This is a genomic window from Leptolyngbya sp. FACHB-8 (genome assembly GCF_014695575.1).
GTDB lineage: Bacteria > Cyanobacteriota > Cyanobacteriia > Elainellales > Elainellaceae > Vacuolonema.
The window spans coordinates 1-18,225 of the sequence record NZ_JACJOO010000073.1; the positions used below are offsets into that span (position 1 = coordinate 1).

12 protein-coding genes and 2 pseudogenes are annotated in these 18,225 nt (G+C 46.3%); 4 read left to right on the forward strand and 10 right to left on the reverse strand.

The features are described 5' to 3' along the window. Nucleotides 1–198: 198 nt before the first annotated feature. The 6 genes from H6F91_RS20030 to H6F91_RS28020 all read right to left on the reverse strand — a co-directional run bounded on the left by H6F91_RS20030 (nt 199) and on the right by H6F91_RS28020 (nt 11,458). The gene (locus H6F91_RS20030) at nt 199–1,152 is read right to left on the reverse strand and encodes a cupin-like domain-containing protein (protein ID WP_190769997.1); all 954 of its coding nucleotides are present in this window, start codon (nt 1,150–1,152) and stop codon (nt 199–201) included. A 124-nt stretch (nt 1,153–1,276) separates the two neighbouring features. Then, nucleotides 1,277–3,475 (reverse strand): GH3 auxin-responsive promoter family protein, encoded by a 2,199-nt coding sequence (locus H6F91_RS20035; protein WP_190769998.1) that lies wholly within the window; start codon nt 3,473–3,475, stop codon nt 1,277–1,279. 109 nt (nt 3,476–3,584) lie between these two features. After that, on the reverse strand, nt 3,585–3,968 hold the full coding sequence (locus H6F91_RS20040; RefSeq protein ID WP_190769999.1) for a hypothetical protein: 384 nt from the start codon (nt 3,966–3,968) through the stop codon (nt 3,585–3,587). Between the two features lie 860 nt (nt 3,969–4,828). After that, nucleotides 4,829–5,770 carry a DUF5996 family protein gene (locus H6F91_RS20045; protein WP_190770000.1) on the reverse strand — a complete coding sequence of 314 codons (942 nt, stop codon included), beginning with the start codon at nt 5,768–5,770 and terminating at the stop codon, nt 4,829–4,831. A gap of 154 nt (nt 5,771–5,924) precedes the next feature. After that, on the reverse strand, nt 5,925–8,342 hold the full coding sequence (locus H6F91_RS20050; protein ID WP_190770001.1) for a GAF domain-containing protein: 2,418 nt from the start codon (nt 8,340–8,342) through the stop codon (nt 5,925–5,927). Then, nucleotides 8,339–11,458 (reverse strand): ATP-binding protein, encoded by a 3,120-nt coding sequence (locus tag H6F91_RS28020; RefSeq protein ID WP_242035889.1) that lies wholly within the window; start codon nt 11,456–11,458, stop codon nt 8,339–8,341. The genes H6F91_RS20050 and H6F91_RS28020 overlap by 4 nt, the downstream gene beginning before the upstream one ends. 519 nt (nt 11,459–11,977) lie before the next feature. Here H6F91_RS28020 and H6F91_RS20060 point away from each other — a divergent pair. Then, on the forward strand, nt 11,978–12,403 hold the full coding sequence (locus H6F91_RS20060) for an OsmC family protein (RefSeq protein WP_190770002.1): 426 nt from the start codon (nt 11,978–11,980) through the stop codon (nt 12,401–12,403). Between the two features lie 54 nt (nt 12,404–12,457). Continuing rightward, nucleotides 12,458–13,810, forward strand: coding sequence for a glycosyltransferase (locus tag H6F91_RS20065; protein WP_199307950.1), 1,353 nt, complete (start codon nt 12,458–12,460; stop codon nt 13,808–13,810). A 152-nt stretch (nt 13,811–13,962) separates the two neighbouring features. Here the strand turns inward: H6F91_RS20065 and H6F91_RS20070 are convergent, their stop codons facing one another. Then, nucleotides 13,963–14,520: a hypothetical protein gene (locus H6F91_RS20070; protein WP_190770003.1), complete on the reverse strand. Its 558-nt coding sequence runs from the start codon at nt 14,518–14,520 to the stop codon at nt 13,963–13,965. Nucleotides 14,521–15,309: 789 nt separating this feature from the next. Here H6F91_RS20070 and H6F91_RS20075 point away from each other — a divergent pair. Beyond that, nucleotides 15,310–15,918 carry an SH3 domain-containing protein gene (locus H6F91_RS20075; protein WP_190770004.1) on the forward strand — a complete coding sequence of 203 codons (609 nt, stop codon included), beginning with the start codon at nt 15,310–15,312 and terminating at the stop codon, nt 15,916–15,918. Between the two features lie 134 nt (nt 15,919–16,052). On the opposite strand, the pseudogene H6F91_RS28595 reads toward H6F91_RS20075, so the two are convergent. Together H6F91_RS28595 and H6F91_RS20085 are read right to left on the reverse strand one after the other, a co-directional pair. Continuing rightward, a pseudogene (locus H6F91_RS28595) lies at nt 16,053–16,343 on the reverse strand (rhodanese-like domain-containing protein); the annotation flags it as partial. Between the two features lie 108 nt (nt 16,344–16,451). After that, the gene (locus tag H6F91_RS20085; RefSeq protein WP_242035890.1) at nt 16,452–16,907 is read right to left on the reverse strand and encodes a DUF6220 domain-containing protein; all 456 of its coding nucleotides are present in this window, start codon (nt 16,905–16,907) and stop codon (nt 16,452–16,454) included. A gap of 156 nt (nt 16,908–17,063) precedes the next feature. Between H6F91_RS20085 and H6F91_RS20090 the strand changes: the two genes are divergently transcribed. Beyond that, nucleotides 17,064–17,774, forward strand: a complete 711-nt coding sequence (locus tag H6F91_RS20090; protein WP_190789440.1) for a LuxR C-terminal-related transcriptional regulator — start codon at nt 17,064–17,066, stop codon at nt 17,772–17,774. Between the two features lie 114 nt (nt 17,775–17,888). On the opposite strand, the pseudogene H6F91_RS28600 reads toward H6F91_RS20090, so the two are convergent. Beyond that, nucleotides 17,889–18,054: pseudogene (locus tag H6F91_RS28600) on the reverse strand ((2Fe-2S)-binding protein); the annotation flags it as partial. Between the last annotated feature and the right edge of the window lie 171 nt (nt 18,055–18,225).

The following is an 18,225-nucleotide window of genomic DNA, read 5'->3' on the forward strand; positions in this document are numbered from 1 at the left end:
TGGCTCAAACGTGGGTGTTAAACGTTCAGCTTTTAGAATAGAAGCCTGAAAGCCAGTGATAACAGGGATGATAGAAAATATTAAGAAGCTCTCAAATGACCTTTAGAGGGCTGCTTATTTGCATTCAATGTCCGGCGGTGATTGAGCAGACAGATGGAATAGCTCCAATTAAAGGAATGGAAACTTGTCAATCGAGATTTACAGCATTTGGGTGATTTCTTTAATTTTTTCTCGTCCTCGACCCTTGCAAACTGCAACTAATAAACTGAGTAGGGTATAAGGAATAGCGCAGAAACTTCCTAAAAAAGCTCTCCACCGATTCCAGGTAGTAATGGATCTCCGTATGGGATAAACGCCCCAAAATTGGTTGACAGAGCATACCATTTCATTCCCTAATGCTGTTACTTCATGCCACCATCCAGCAGGTATATAGAGTGCTTCTCCTGGATTCAGAAGAATTTCATACTTATGAGAAAGGGCATTCCGAAAACGAGGAAATACTTCAAGGTTTGGAGTGTCTGGATAGACTTGGCTAAACCAGCATCTTAACTTCAATCCATACCGTAAATGAGTATGGATTGGATAAGGATAAAGATTCGCAGTTTGAGAAGGTGGAAAGAGGATAAGACGCTTTGTGCCGTGTAACTGGATTAAAACACCATCTGTTGGATCATAATGCAAACACTCAATGTGACCCCCTGGACCAATCCAAAGATTAGGAGCACTGGCAGGTTTTATGAACCCAAGTTGTTTCAACTTTTGAGCTATGTCTTGTAAGGTTTGTTCTTCTGCTAAAGGTGTATTGGTAAGAGGACACTTTGCTAAATAAATGTCATGCTCATGGGCTTCGTGGTTGCGAAGGAGTTTGGCATAATCTCTGAAAGGCAATCGTTTTATCTGAACACCGCTACCAATGCTTGTCCACTCACGCTTATCTTGTTTATATCTGTCACTTCCGTAATACCGGAGCAAAAACTCATAACTGTCCAGCTCCTGACAGAGATAATCTAGATCCCAATCTAAATTAGTATTGACCAAGTCTGAAACAATAACTGGAAAGCCTTGCCTTTGAAACCGGTCAACAAATGTTTTGTGGGAAAGCTGGGATAAAGAAATGCGAGGGATGGAATGATCGGTTTGCTTTAAAGTCATGAACTTACAGATGTAATAAGTTGAATGTTCCTGAGTTCTAGTAGTGAAATAATTCAAAAAGCGAAGGTTTGAAAACCTCACCTATCATGCATTTTTCCTTTTGCTAAGAAGTTTAGCCTGGTGGTTAGAGGCCAGGGTTACATAATCTCGCTCCCGACAAATCGACCTTCTTTAGATCGGCTCCATGAAATGTTGTATAGGCAAGATGAGCACCTTTTAAGCTGCACTGCCAAAGAATAGCGTCACCAAATTGGGCATTGGTTAAGTCTGTTTTCTCTAATTGAGTACGATTTAAGTACGCATCCTGTAAAACTGCCTTTAATAGACATGCTTCTGTTAAATTAGCATCCGTTAAATCAGCTTTGGCCAGAATAGTGCCGGTTAAGTTAGCTTGTCTTAAGTCTGTTTCTCGTAGATATGCACCTGTTAGATTGGCATAACTGAGATTGGCACCCTTTAAATCAGCACCGCTTAGATCTGCATGAGCTAAATCTACACCGCTAAGATTTGCCTGGCTAAGGTTTGCCTGAATTAAATTTGCTCCCCTAAATGATTGTAGATCTGAGGTGATTAAACGAGGCTGAGACCCGATACTCCTGGGAGAAGTATTAAGGCTAATCGTCTCTACAACAGGCATCTGATCAATGGAATCGCCATCCAACCCAATTTCATAGATAATAGCTAGGTTTGAGAGAAAATTACGGTCTTCGCTAATATGAGGAATTTTGAGCTGAGAATCAAACATCCCTCGCTCAACCTGTCGTTGCCGTAATTTAGCGAAACTACCAGGAGCTAGAATCCTTAAACGAGGTGGAGGCACCTGGCTTTCTCGTACAGTTCCATAGGGATTGTTAAACTCCCGCATCCAATATTCAAAACGCTGTAGAAATACTTTGGCATCATTGAGTTGTTGATCATAAGCTAATTCAATATTGACCAGATAGCGAGCTGGAAATTCCCCATCCGAAAGAGTAATACAAAAGTCATCTAGATGTAGATTGAACTCCTGCTGGAGTTGTTGCATCACCTGTGTTACATGAAATTCTGTTGTCTTCTCTGTTGTTGATGATAAGAGTCCACCCTGACGGTGGCGAAAGGTAATGAGAGGAGTTTGTTCATAAAAACCAACGACCTCGACAACATCTCCAATGTTGTAACGATAGAATCCGCTATAGCTGGTGACTAAAATCCGATAGTATTGTCCCATTTCTACTTCATGAGGCAGCAGTGTTTTGGGATGTTCAACATGCCACTGATCTGTTGGCACAAACTCAAAAAAACCGCTTTCAATTGCTAGGATTCCTCCATCAAAATTGAAGTCAGGGTAGACACTGAAGGTCGCCTCTGCACTCCCATATACCCCGCCAAAAATAGGTGTATTATCAAAGTAGTCGGGAAAGCGATCGAGATAAAACCCAGAAGTGCCGCCTCTTGCTGTTGTAACGAAGCTAAGATCTGTCCAGGCAAGTTTTGGTGTTAGCCGTCCCTCTATTTGGAGAGTAGAGCGCAGTTGAGCTGCACGTTTGGGTACTGCTGACCAGTGCTTTTCGAGATCGGCACGAATATCAGGTTCAATTTTCAACGAGGCTGCAATAGTTCCTTGCTCTAAGTCGTGGATTAAATCTTCAGCATATTGTTCTAAATAACCACAGGTTCGAAGAAGGAGCATAGGAAAATTGGTAACCATCCCTCGCAAATCACTATTTCTTAAGGAGAACAACAAGCACACGTAGTGCCGTGCTAATGTATCGCTGATTTCTAAAGCACGAAATGGATGGGCAAAGGCTTGTTCAAATAGAAGTTTACCTTTACGAATACTGCCAACGCTTACAGGTCCATACTCAATTCCAGCAGATGTCCGCCCTTGAATTTGCACGGAGTTAGTAATTGCAAGCTTGCCAAACTTGCGGTGCCGGTTCCGCAAGCCTTCCACGGCGAACCCTATGCCAGCCAAGTCTGCCTGCCGTAATGTATGTTGAAATTTCTGTGTCACAGGAACTTGTTTCTTTCTTCCTGTTGAACCACTAGTGAGATTAATATAAACGACACGATCAGGGCTTAAGAGATTAGATTCACCTTGAGCGATTCGTTCACAGAATGGCTCATAGTCGTTATAAGACCAGACAGGAACCTGCTCGCGGAACTGATCAATACTCTTAATATTTCCCAATCCAAACATTTGGCCAATTTCAGTATTCTGATGATGGGCCAGTAGATCATATAGAAATTTTTCTTGTGTCGCTATAACCTGACGCGTGCTACGAACGAAGCGGTTTTTTACATAGGATGCATAACTCGTTAGGAAGGGAAGTGCTAAAGACATAGGGTGCTAAAAGAGTGGATAGTAGCTTGAGAACGGAAGTGAAAATACTCAAAGGAGAAACTGGTCGTAGCCTTTGTAAGTTCTATGGTTCACTCCTCACTTTTTGGGGTTACCTGTCCAATCGATATTCGATCAAGTTGCTTATTGCTTCAGGAGTTGTATGTAGCTCGTCAGCGAGGGCTGTTTCAATGTGAGCTTCTTCAGTTAATGGAAACTTGAACTCAAGTCTTTCGATAGGCGGATTTTGAACAACTAAAGTGATTTCTACAATATCATTGTCGCGATCGACTCTGGCATAGATTGCTGTGACAATAAGATTTTGAGAGATGTGGACCTTAGGATAAAGACTTGTCTGGAGTGGACTGGTAGAACCGTAAGAATGACTCAAAACCCAATTTGTTATCCACTCTGTTGCAGCCCAAATACCGAGGATTATTGAGGGCAAGAGTAACCAGTAGGTAAATTTAATTCGTTTATACCGATGGTGAGCCATTCTTGGGTTCTATCTAAATTCGGTCCAGATCCAAATTAGAGTGTGTAATAAACTCTATATTTAGCTTGTGGGATAAAGGTAACAGGAAGGTTTCAAGGGGGAGTGGATATCAAAGGTAACTCGGTTGTTGCAATTAAACATAAGACCCAATAGGCATAGTCTTTTGGGTCTTATGTTTAATTGAGCTGGACTACTTAGTTTGATTTGAAAGCTGAAACCCTTGGCAGGAAAGGTTTGTACCGTAATCTTACGACTATGAGTTTCTATAATCTGTCGGGCAATAGCAATAGCCAGCCTGCGTTCAAAGCCGCCTGTTTGGCGAGAGCATGCTTTTATCGATGGGCCATCGGAACGGCCCTAAATGGGCGGGGATCAGCTGTCAGACTACTCCGGCATCCAGTTGCTGTGAATCGTCAAGAATGACTGTGGCTTTACAGCAATTCTCAGTATGGGCCTCAAAGCCGAGATTTCGCGCCCTATCGGCGCGAAATCTCGGCTTTGAGGCCCGAAGATCGCGTGCCCTTGGCACGCGATCTTCGGGCCTGATTCCAAAATGAGAATTACTGGTGGCTTTAATCCAGTGAGTATCAGTACACGGAGAGTGTTTTGGGTATGTAAAGGTCTGCCTGAAATTTCTCAAAAACTTAGAGAAAAGGTACGTTTTGCACGATTTTTCTCTGGGTTTTGAGAGAATTTTTGATCTACTGAGTATGCCCATGAAAAAAGTAAATTTTAAGTTAGCCAAAGCCGAAAAAGAACTGGGAGCGATCTTTCACCCCCTTTAAAGAAGGGTTGAAAGATACTGTGTTGTGGCCATCGAGCTCATGGCTGATTCTAGGAGAAGAACACCTTATCAGGAGCTAACCTTTAAAGATTGGATGGTATTCTAGAGCGTCACGATCCCAGTGTCCCAGGTTTGCAGCAGCTTCGTAAGTACTTTGTAAAAAAGCTAACACCAGCGCATCTGGGTTGCTGTTCTGTCTCACGCTCCCGTAGGGGAGAATGAACTCTTGCATTTCTGGGCTAAAACAAGCTTCTTGGGGTTGTACTGGGTACTCATGAAAGCCCTCAGGAGATGGATAAGCATAGGCATAAAACAATGCCTCTATCGAACCTTTGCCAAACCAAAAACCGCAACTGCTCACTTCATGAGAGTAGGTTTCTCGCGTCACCCAGTCTGCCATACCTGGAACGCCACCTGGATGCTCTGGCGCACGTCGTCCGGAAAAACGGGTGACGGCAAGATCAAAGCTACCCCAGAAGAAATGCACCGGGCTGCACTTTCCAGCATACTGAGAGCGAAAAAGAGTGAGGAGGCGATCGCACTGTACCAGAATTTGCCAAAATCGTTGGGCGCATTCTGCATCGTAAGCTGCATGCTGATCGTCTTGCTCAAAGGGAATAGGATCAGTAATTTCCTGAGGCATTGTCCAAATCTGCACCTCAATTCCAATATCCTTGAGAGTACGCATCACAGTTTGATAAAAATCAGCAACCGAGCGTGGCATGAGTGCGATCGCTTGGGTAATCCCATCATTCGTTTCTATTAACAGGTGATGGTTGAGAAAATCAAAGGTGATTTGAAAGGTACGGACCCCATAAGGAATCGCTGCAGTTGTAAGCCCGCGTGGTGTAACGTATAGAGTTGAATGCCACCAATGATTCACTTTAGGAGTAAGGGATAACCGAATCTTGCCGATAATTTGTGTCCATAGATGTAAGGTTGTGTTGGTATCTTGCCAAGCCGCAACTGGCAATGAGGGCCAGATGTCAGTCAATGGGGGTTGGATGGGAGTAGCCATAGTAGAAACTTCTATGCAAATAAAGGCAGATTCGGTAATCAATGTCAGAACTATTTGTCTCAATGATAGGTTGATTTTCTTCAACAAAGATTTGATCAAATATAGTCGATCGCTGAGAAATAGCGTCCCCATGCGGTGATTTGCCTTTATTGAATTAACAAGTAATGGGCAACTCTATCCTAAAAGTTGTCTGCCTCTGAATGCTTCTGACTTCAATCGTTCCCCCCAAATGTTCTACCAGCTTTTTCACCAGAGCTAACCCCAAACCAGTTCCCCCTTGCTGCCATCGATCGGTACTGGCAACCCGGTAAAACTTCTCGAAAATACGAGGGAGTTCATCGGCAGGAATTTCTACTCCAAAGTTGGTGACACTCAATAGAAAAGTGGCAAGACGCACCGCTTTGCCCGCTTCTTGGGATCGAATCAGAGATAAGGATTGCAGCGAGAAGCGAGAAGATGGATCGACTTGGGCTGTTACGGTAATGGTTTCTCCAGGTGGGGTGTATTTGCAGGCATTGTGCAGCAGTTCTGTGAGGATGCGGCTGAGAGCATCAAAGTTAGAACAAATTTGAGGAAGTAGGGTTGGTGTTTCCACCTGCAACCGTTGCTGGCGAGCTTGGGTGCGTTCCTCAAAAGCATCAATTAAGCTAAGTAGCCAGAGATTCAAGTCGATCCAGTCAGTGTCAGTGTCCTGAACGCCGGCTTCCAGCCGTTGTAGGTCCAGCAAGTCATTGACTAGATTAATTTCCCGATCGCATTCACTGTCGAGGATGTTTAAATAGTGGATGGCTCTCTGAACGGCTTTGTTTGATGGCGAGTCTACTCCGGTCTCTGTAAAACCCACCTCGATTTGCTCAAGGGCAACTTCTAGCATTTGAATCGCCATCCTCATGTTTGTCACAGGCGATCGCAATTCATGGGAAACCGTGCTAAGAAAATCATCCTTAAGATGGTGCAGACCTTCCAGGGTTTCCACCTGGGTTTGGGCCGCAGCATATAACCTTGCTTGACGCAGAGCAATGGCGCATTGGTTGGCAACCTGCTGCACTAACCGCACTTCCAGGTCTTCAAACATGGCCTCTTTGGGTTTAAATAGCCACAAATCTCCAATTACGCCCTGATCATCGGCTACAGAACAGGCAAGGATAGCGAATTGGTAGTAAGCTTCACGAATTAATCGAGGTTGGGTATAGCACAGCTGTATGCTTTGATGTTGCAGAAGTTGCCGGTAAATTTCTGAATGATTCACCATCTGCACAACCAAACCCTGATAGTAGGGCAAAGAGGTGGTGTATTCAAAAGCAATGGTTGATGCAGTCAGGTCAGCGTTGTAAATCCCTGCATTACAGCATTCAATCTGAAGCACATGAGCCAGTTCTTGCACCGCCGCTTGCAATATCTGACTTTCATCCAAGCTATCCCGAACTTTGTCCGTGATGCGTTTAAGGGCAGCTTCAAAATCGAGAGATTGTTGCAATTGCAGAGTACGCTCTTGAACCTGGCGCTCTAATTTAGTGTTGAATTGTCGTACCTGGTGATAGAGTTCTGATTGCTGAATAGCGATCGCCACCTGGGTAGAAAGTTGCTTCATCAGGTCAATTTCCAGAGGTGTCCATTGGCGTGGCTGAACACATTGATTGGCGAGTAGAAGGCCCCACAGTTTTTCCTCTTGCACAATCGGCACAACTAAGTTTGCCCTCACCCCCAAGTCTGCTAAGAGATCAATATGGCACTGAGCCAACCCCCCGGTATAAATATCCTCCAGGTTTTGAATTCGTCCTTGCCTGTATTGCTCAACAAAGCCTTGTTGGAAGCAATGATCGATAAAGGTTTTTTCGATAATTGAGTAGTCGCGTTTAGCGACAGACTCAACCACAACCACGCCACTCCAATCGGGCTCAAACCGATAAATCAGAACGCGATCGACTTGCAAAAGCTGGCGGATTTCCGCCACGGTGGTATTGAGAATGGTGTCCAGGTCTAAGGACTGACGAATGTGTTGGGCGATCGCCGTTACCAATTGCTTCTGTTCTGCCTGTTGCCGGAGCGTCTCCTCAGCTCGCTGTCGCTCCCTAATTTCCCGTTGCAATTCCTGGTTTGCGGCTTCAAGCTGAGCGGTGCGTTGCTGCACCCGTTGTTCCAGTTCCGCGTTGAACCTGCGAATTTCTGCTTTGGCAGCCTGAAGCGCCAATTGATTCTCAATCCGAGCGAGGACCTCTTCAGTTTGGAAGGGTTTGGTGATGTAATCCGCTGCCCCTAATGAGAACGCCTGCACTTTGTCCAGTGGTTCATCCAGAGCGCTGAGAAAAATAATCGGAATATCGCGGGTTTCTTCGGACGCTTTCAGCAGTTGACAGACCTCGTAGCCATCCATATCTGGCATCCGGATATCCAACAGAATCAAGTCAGGAGGAGCCGCCTGTACCCCCATCAGTGCCATGGAGCCGTTGATAGCCTTCCGCACCCCGTACCCCTGCTGGGTTAGCGTTGCGTACAACAGATTCAGATTGTCCAAAGCATCGTCAACAATCAAAATATTGCCTTTCGTTGCCTCGGGCTGTTCATGTTTCATGTCTGAACAACGGGTTGAGATAGGTTGACAATCGTATCAAAACGTACTCGATTGACCAAATCCATTAGAGCACTGGCCATGGCAGCATGTTCCGGGGGAATCATCGCAATCAGCGAGAAAATTTGCTTATCGTCGAGTTGCATAGCCGCCTGATGGAGTTGATCAATCCAACTAGAAGGCATGACCTGAAGAGAAGCAGACGAGAGGACGGACGGACGAGTAACCTCATTCATCCGACCGTTCGCTGTTTTCATTCCTCCGTTTTGTGTGTCTTCTTGATCCTTCGCTTCATAACGATAACGAACTCCTAAATATTGAGCCATCTTCTCAAACACAGTTTCTTCCCAAACAGGCTTCCTGACAAAATCGTCACAGCCTGCGGCCAAGACAATGGCCCGCTCTTCATCAAGGGTACTGGCTGTGATGGCAATAATCACCGTTGCCTGGCCTTGCAAATGGGCTTTAATATACCGGGTTGCTTCATAGCCATCCATCACAGGCATTCGCATATCCATCCAGATCAGATGAGGCTGCCATTCTTTCCAGAGGGCGATCGCCTGCTGCCCATCTTCAGCGTCACGAACTTCAAACCCGATCGGTTCCAGAAGTCGAAGCAACAATTGGCGATTCACCCAACGATCATCGACAACCAAAATACGGTATTTCGGCTGATCAGGGGCAAGCCCAATCACCCGGCAAGAGGGCTGTTGCACCCCAATCTTTGCCGGATCTCCCAGTTCGACTTTCATATCAAAGGCAAAGGTAGCACCCCGACCTAACACACTGTCAGCTGTGATATCTCCCCCCATTAAGCGCACAAATTGTCGGCTAATAGCTAGCCCCAAACCGGTTCCCTGTTGGGATTTCTGTCCTATTTCTGTTTGAGAGAAAGCCTCAAATAACTGATTCATTTCATGAGCAGCAATACCCGGTCCAGTGTCTTCAACTTCAAAGTAGAGGGTGAGGAGGGAAGATGAGGAGCGGGGAGGAGCTTCTGCCTTCTGCCCTCTGCCTTCTGCCTCCTCGCTTCTCACCCGCAACATAACGCTTCCTGCTTGCGTAAATTTAATCGCATTTCCCAGCAAATTGAGTAGAACCTGGCGGAGTTTCCGCTCATCAGTTCGGACATATCGGGGAAGATTGGGTGAGCAGCTAAATATCAGTTGCAACCCTTTAGATTCAGCCCGTAATTGCAGCATTTCCTCTAAGGTGTCAAGCAAGAGATACAGATCAAAACTGGTCTTGCTCAGGGTGACTCGACCTGCCTCAATTTTTGACATTTCCAGCACATCGTTGACTAACTCTAGCAAATGCTCCCCGCTGCGCTGAATAATAGCGAGTTCTGAGATTTCTGATCCGGGAGGAGAATTACGCGTGAGGAGTTGAGTAAAACCGAGAATGGCATTCAGGGGGGTTCGTAATTCATGACTCATGTTGGCTAGAAACTGACTTTTCGCCCGATTCGCTGCATCAGCAGTTTCTTTGGCATTTTGCAATTCTTGAAATTTTTGCGTCAGGGTGGAGGACATGACCTTGAAATTTCGGACGAGGGAGCCAATTTCCATGACTGTGCTACTGGGCCAGTCAATCGATTTTTGCTCTACTAATTGGTTAGGTAAGTCTGTGGTGACTCGTGCTAGCTGGGAGAGAGGACTCACCAATCGGCGAGTGAGTAGGGTTGCCAATGCCAGGGCTAATCCCGAAATTAACATCAGAATGGTCAGACTTCTGACGTGAACCCGCAGCACCTGAGAAACATAGGGGGCAGCAGGAACCTCAAGCAGCAATTTCCAGGGAATCTGATTCTCTAGAGCAACCTCGCGGACAAAGAAGGAATTAGCCCACAGCACCATCAGTGGACTGTTTGTTGTGGGAAACCATTGATAGACATCTGAAGTGATCGCCCGAATCTCACCCCCACGCTGTGGGTCAAACGGTTGGGCTACTGTGCGATCGCTCTGAGTGCTGATGACGGTCGTGTCATTGCGATCGAGCAGCGTAATTTGCAGCCCTTTGTTGGTATAAGTTTCGAAAAGATGCTCAATGCGATTCAGATCAATCTCACTGATAACAAAGCCCAACAGGCGATTTTCCTGAATCACAGGAGTACTCAGAATTACCCCAGGCGCTGATATACCACTTAATGGTGTCAACAAACCCGATAGGGTTGGTTGACGGGTGTTACGAATCGCTTCAAAGTAGGGAACGCCTGCCAGACTGAATCCTGTAGTAGCTTCTGCTGGCAAGTCTAAGGCAGAAGAAACAGCACTGACCTGACCGGTAGGGGTAACAACGTAGAGGGTGTGAAAATCTAGAAATTCTCGTTGGGTGAGTTCTGTACTTTGCTGCAATTGAACCGTCTGGGCCAGTTTAGACTGAGCAGCAATCTGAGCTAACTCTCCTGTGGCATGCAACAGTTGCTCGTGCCATGCATCGAGCTGTGCCCCTAATTCTGTAGATGTTGCCCTGAGGTCTTCCTGGGCTGTTATTTCAATATTGTCGACTACACGATGGCTGTCTAAAGCCATGAGCATTAAGGTGGGAAAGAAGACGAAGGCAACGAGCAGATTGAATAAGGTTTGTTGCAGAGAGAGAGAGATGATTCCTTGAGGGCGGTTAAACCAGCGATGAATGGGGAGATAGATCAGAATAAGGCTGGCAACTAGGGCATTAAAAATGCCATTGACAGCCTGCTTTAACATGATGATGGTGGTCTGGGTGGAATCGTGATGCAGGATGTGATGATAGAACAGCCAGACCAAAGGCATCCCAATGCAAATCCAGTAGATGCCGTCTAATAGAACGAGGTTTTGGCGAGAACGACGGAATAACCAACTAACAAATAGGGCTTCACAGGTAAAGATGATAACGGCATAGGGATGCTTCCAGAGGACATAGGTATAACTGCTAGACAGAATAACGGCTGGAATACACCAACGCTGCCCATATAGACCCAGGACCAACCAGCTAGCGATCGTTCCAAATAAAAAGTCGAGATGGAAAAAGAACGACCAGCGGAAATAATTCCCTAACCACCCAGCTACGATGAGCAAAATCAGCCCTAAAGTAGCTCTGCTGCGTGTATTCCACTGGGTTCTTTGCCATATCAAATCCATAACCGTTGTCTCCCTTGACTCAGGCGTTCTAAAACAGCCTTAAATTCCCTTCTCTAGAATTCCCCCTGTAGCGGTTCCCACCTTAGTTAGTGGGGGAATTGGCAGTAAAGCCTCACAATAAGGGTGTTGCTCCCGGTCCCGTTTACCTGTAACTCAAGTGAATGATAAACACTTTCTCTATCTAAAGGATGAGGGTTGCCAGCATAAAAAGCAAAGCTAGTTTACTTTACTTAAGTAAAATGGATATTTCTCAGCACTCCAATCTTTGGTAGAAAAGTGAGGTTATCTCACTTTATTGCAGCGGTAGGATCGATAACAGAGCGCAATAAATCAGCAGCACTCCAGAACAAACTGCCTTCTGGCAGTTTCTATACCTGTAGAGTGCGATCGCTAGTAGCAGCTCAATCTTTACCTTATGGAAGGTTTAGTGGATTCAAAAGGAACGGCTGTAACCAAAGCGCTTCAAATTGTAACTTTTCAGTATGAGTTGATTACAGATAACCTATCAAAGGAGAGCAGATGAAACGCAAAGCCTCAGCAGAATGGAAAGGTGGAATCAAGGATGGAGGAGGCGTAATTTCAACAGATAGTGGTGTTCTATCTGAAACTCAGTACTCCTTTAGCACACGCTTTGAGAATGGAATCGGTACGAATCCCGAAGAGTTGATTGCCGCTGCTCATGCGGGTTGTTTCTCCATGGCATTATCTGCTCAGCTGAGTGAAGCTGGCATCACGGCGGAGAGCATCAAGGCAACAGCAAGTGTCACTATCGACAAAGTAGAGGGTGGCTTTGCGATTACCAAGGTGCATCTAGATGTTACAGCGAGAATACCAGGTGCAGATCAACAGGTGTTTGAATCGGCAGCAAACACGGCAAAAATCAATTGCCCGGTTTCAAAGGTGCTAAACGCAGAAATTACAATGGATGCCAAATTAGAGGCCTGATCTTCCATGTGCCAGTTCTGGCCCATACCTAGGGTTTGAATATTCTGTGTTAATATGCGTGCTCGATATTTCTCCTATCGGGCGATCGCTAATCATCCATTCTTCCTGTCTGATCGCAATTCTGGCAATCGCTGTATGAGCAAACGCATCCTAGTCCTAACAGCAGGTTCTCAAGGAGACGTGCAACCCTATGTTGCATTGGGTAAGGGGTTGAAACAGGCAGGTTTTGAAGTGCTGCTTGCCACTGATCCCAGCTTTTCTTCCCTGGTGACAAGCCATGCTCTAGACTTTGCCCCTCTGCGCGCACCCTTTGCCCAATTAGCGCAAACGGATACCGGAAAGGCTGCCTTGGCGGGCAAAAAGTCCATCAGCTTGAAGCAAATCATGCCCATGCTGCGGCAGATGATGGATGATGCTTGGGAGATTGCTCGACAGTACAACCCGGATGCAGTGGTATACCATGCGAAACCCCTGGCGGGATATCACATCGCAGATAAGCTGGGCATTCCTGGATTTCTGGCAATGGCGTTCCCAATTTACTCTCCGACGCGATCGTTCGCCAATCCCATCGTTGGTGGCGGTAATTATGGTGGATTTCTAAATTACCTCAGTTATACGTTGTTCCTTCAGGCTTCTCTGCTGCCATATCGTCGTTTGATTAACCGATGGCGGCAAGAAAAACTAGGGTTGCCCCCATTTCGAGATGAGCGATCGCTGCATGGTCGTCCCGTTCCTAAACTGTATGCGTATAGTCGTCATGTGGTTCCACCCCCCGCTGATTGGGACGATGCTTCGATCGTGGCAGGCTACTGGTTTCTCGATTCTTCTTCGGATTGGCAACCGCCAGCGGATTTAGTGGCGTTTTTAGCCGGTGGCCCCCCTCCCGTTTACGTCGGGTTTGGCAGCATGGCCTCTCAGGATGCGGCTAAAACAACAAGGCTTGTGATGGATGCCGTTCGCCAATCTGGTCAGCGAGCTATTTTAGCAACAGGGTGGGGTGGTCTAGCTGCATCGGAGGTTCCCAATGCCATCCATATTTTGCAATCTGCCCCGCATGACTGGCTCTTTCCCCAGTGCCTTGCCGTTGTGCATCATGGTGGGGCAGGTACGACTGGAGCAGGGTTACGAGCCGGAAAACCAACTATTATTTGTCCATTCTTTGGCGACCAACCGTTTTGGGGTAAACAAGTTTTCGAGCTAGGTGTTGGGACACGTCCAATTCCCCAAAAAAAATTGACTGTCACGAATCTATCCCAAGCGATTCAAGCGGTTTCGCTAGATACAGCCATGCAACAACAAGCCAACGCACTGGGAGAAAAACTTCAGACTGAAAATGGTGTGATGCAGGCAGTTGAGGCGATTCAAGAGCAAATAACAAAGCATCGTCATCTGGCTTCATCACCGTAAATCATCCTCAGTAGGTCGCAAATATGATTCATAAGCTAGAGGGAATGGGCACACGTCGCGCCCCTTCCCTCTAGTTTTGGCCGTGCTTTACACGTCCAAAACACTCGTTTGCGATCTACTGATCCTCTCAGTCGCTTTACAAAAGCGTACTTTCATCGCATCATCCATCGCGCTTCTACGTGCTGTCGAAACGGAGTGGTAATTTCGGACGGCGTATTCTGGATGTATTCCATCACACTGTCCTGGTCAGGTTTCGGTAGTTGCTCAAAGTACTGCATTGCTGCCTCCACAGAAAAATCAACTCCCAACTCATCTTTGAAATTAGGAGGGATTGCTGTCCAAACTGCCGCAGTAATTTGCTGCTTGTGGCACCATTGCCGCACGATGCGATCAATATTAATCTGTTCAGGGTGGTCTCGAACAGAACTGAGATTTTGCTGTAGATCGATATAGCCAGTTTCTTCTAAACTTGCATTTTCTCGGCTTTGGAGATCTTGAATCGCATCAGCAAGGTTTGTGCGCGAACTCCAGGCAAACCGTGTAGGACAATCAACACCATTCACCGGATCAAGTACCAATGTGAGTGGACGGGCAGTTTTAACCCTTGTGAACTCTACTGGAAGGGCAGGACCGCCCTGCTTCCAGGCTCCTTCATAAGGAAGATCTTGAGGTTTCCAAATCAACGAACCCCAACTCAAGATTGCAATCATATCTCTAACAAAACACGGAAATCGGGCAACGTCTCCATCCTAACGAATGCTCTAACGGATTAACCTGGCAATTAAAGAGCATGCACAATTTACTGTGCCAGGTGCAGTAAATTGTGCACGCTCTTTAATTGCCCAAATAGTCACTGTTTTCATTTATCATGCTTACAACGGATAAACACCTAATCAACCCAGTATCACTAAATTACATTTTCAGTAGGTTTCAACAATCACAGCTCGTTTACCCGGCTGTTTCGCCGAGATGTTGGGATGGCACTGAAAGAATTTAGAGCGTCATTGTAGCAACTCAGCAAGATTCGCACAGGTTGTGCAAGTAAGGTCGAGCTTTGAGGCCGAGGCGATCGCTACACTCTATCTATTTCATCCTCCAGTTTTGCGAGTGCGGCGGGCGAAACCTGCCGCACTCGCAAAACTGGATTTTCCATCTGCAGAAGTGGGATGCGCCCCTCTTTTTGTCCTAACTTGAATGGCTATGCCCACATGTTGCACCAAGACCCCTGGATGATGCCTTTGCGGAGCCATGGCACAATCCATTTTGGGGTCTTGATTTTAGCAAGGTGCAAGATGTGGAGACGAGTACATCTGGCCTAGCTTTTGGGTAAATTGGTCTAAAGATTTCTGATACAACCGCTACAATCTGGAAATTCAAAAATCAAAGTGGTAGTTATACATAGGGAAAAGCCACTCTGTTGTTAAGGGTTACGCTTGAACAGCATTCCTAATTTTCTTCCCTAACGTTTTGCCATTTCCATCACCTCATAAAGAGTTCCTATGCGGCACTTTTCACCCTGGCGTTCCACCTTTTTCAAGGCAGTTTCTGTAACCATTTTGGCGCTCAGCATTAGTTTGCCAGCTTTAGCTGTTCCGGGTCGAATTACTGGGGCTACCCCCGGTTCTCGGGTCAATATACGGACACAACCCTCCACTAGCGCTTCCAGTCCGGGTTATGGCCTGGTGGGCGATCGCGTCGAAGTTATCCGCAGTACGACGCGCGATGGCTTTCCCTGGCACTACGTCCGCTTTCCCCAATCTGGCGTTGAGGGTTGGATTAACGGCAACTTTATCCAAGTTCTTGAGGAACCTGACCAACAGCCCTCCCGCTGGTCACACACCTATACATGCGGTCCTTATACCGTTACCCTGGCTGAAACAGGGCGGGACCAGTACTCCTACCGTTCTCGTAGCGATCGGGGCAATCTGGAGTTAGCTAACGGACGGCGAATCTATAGTGGTTCTTCCTGGAATTACGAATTTACCAATTCCAACACGGTCTATGTGCTGGAAGATGCTTGGAATTCCCCTAGATTTCCCAACGGATTTGCTGAATTACGGGTATCGCAAAATGGCCAATCCATTCTGCGGCAAACTTGCCGAAAGTAATGAGCTTTCGTTTGTGGTTCTAAAAACCTATCCGAAAACCACAAAAACAATTTAGGGAGGGCACGGTGCGTACACACCGTGCCCTCCCTAATGGGATTACCCATGGTTAATCCCCTTTCGTAGAAAGTAGAACACCAGAAAATCCAGGCTCCTGTTCCGGGGTAACTGCCATAGGCAACAACGGTTGTTTCGTTGGTGATGCCCGATCGCGAGAGCAATCGTTCAATGTGATAGATATCCAGATTTTGGCGCAAGTCTGGCAGCAGCAGATCGGTCATGATATTCCAAAAAATGGCACCTGGAATGTGAGCTGCTTGGTAATGGTCTGGACTCATTTCAACTTCGACAATTCGCACATTGGGATCATCGAGGCGATCGCCCAACCATTGTGTGCCCACTACAACCTGTAGATCAGTCTTCATCATGGAAGTCTCCTAAATCATTAGTTCGGACAGTTTTTCTAAAACCCTTGCTTTTGCGTGCGCAAAGCGCACGCAAAAGCAAGGGTTTTAGAAAAACTGTCCAGAGTATTGCTAAATGGTTATGCTGGTGTTCTTGTCTTGTGCCGGGAAGAGAAGGTGTCCCACCCGATGAACTAGGGTTGAAGAAACAGAAAACAGGGAGAATCCGAGTAGGGGATGAAAAATGGCTAAGGGAACTGGCAGAAGAAGTTGCCCATGAATCGTCAGGAATTGCAAGCCTAATAAGATGGGGAGGCTCAGGGTCAGCATTCGGACTCGTTGAGGAAATGGAATCCAATAAACCCAAGCCAAAAGAACCAGAGATAGCCCACTGTAACCTCGCACGAGCCAGACATGAGTATTCCACCAAACGGGGTTATCAAAGTAAGCCAGTCCAACCGTTAACACCTGAGCAACCAGACAGAGGTTAAACAGAACCGCTATTGCGTAGAAGCCGGTGATAGCGGGTTTTGGAGAAGTCAGAGTATGTTCGGGTGTTGATTTGGCGATCGTATCGAATGAAGGCATAGAGGAATCCATAGATTTGTTCGCTCATTAGGGTTGAATCAAGCGGTTTGGTTGTAGCAACCTGAAATTAAATTAAACTGACAATCAACCATGCAATAGACCTCGATCGAGTACACTTTGCTGTATTAGCCCCTGGCAAGCTGGATGGTAATCATGATGGAAACTCCTTTACAGCCCCTGTTTCAAGCGATCGCTCAAGCACAAGATGAAACCGAGTTAAGGGAAGCAATTATGGCAAAACTCGGTGCATATTTTGCTGCCAATCGCTGGGGACTGAGTTTTTTAGATCAGCTTCCTACTGCGGATGAAAATACGCCGAGGATGTTAAGGCTAGCAATGTCGGTAGATTACAATCCTGTGCTGCGTTATCTGATGCAGCGCCATACGGCTGTCCATGAGGAGATCATTCTCCCTCCGGGTGTTTGGCAAACAATTTGCCCTAGGGCTGACCATGGGCACGTTTTATTGGGACCGATCATTAACCAAGGACATCTGGTTGGAGGAATTGCTTTTACCCGACATCGTGATGATTCAGCTTTTAATGCAGAAGATTTAGCCGATTTAAGTGCGCTCTGTCTCCATCTCTCAACACGGCTTGCAGAATTGCGCGCAAAACCTGTAGTCTCTGATCTGACTTGCAACGATGCAGCGACTTCTGTAGAACATCGCTTGACTCCACGAGAGATGCAAATTGCTGATTTGGTTGCTCAGGGACTCACCAATGCTCAGATCGGCACAGCCTTGTGGATTACTGAACATACTGTCAAGCAAGCGTTGAAACGGATGTTCCGCAAGCTTGAGGTTTCCTCTCGTGCTGAATTGGTAGCACGAATTGCAAAATCTACTAATAAACTTGCGGCGTCCTGAGTGGTTGTCAATCTTCGTACTGACAAGTGTAGCTTGGCTCTAAAACTTGTTTTGCAAGTACTTTGAAAATGCTGAGAGAATCACTTCAAGCGTATTCAAGCAAGTAATCAAATATTATCTAGAAAGATTAGGTTCTACAACTTGTGGGAAACTCTCAAAGTTGCGGCGTACCCAATCCATACCAACTTCGTTATTGAGTTTAATCTTCTGTGTTTGGATAAAGTTTGCCAAGAATATCGGCATCTTGATCAATCACCACCTTACCGAATTTAAGGTAAGTTTTACCAACGTTTGAAGAATGGCAATTAGAACCCCAAGGGAGCATGTCACCTTTGCGATGAGTAGAAATGCCTAAGAGGAACTGAAGTGCTGGAAAAGTTAGGTTGTATCAGCGAAAATCAGAGCTATCTACTTCGCAGACAAAGCCATGCAACCTGAACAAGAGCAAGCC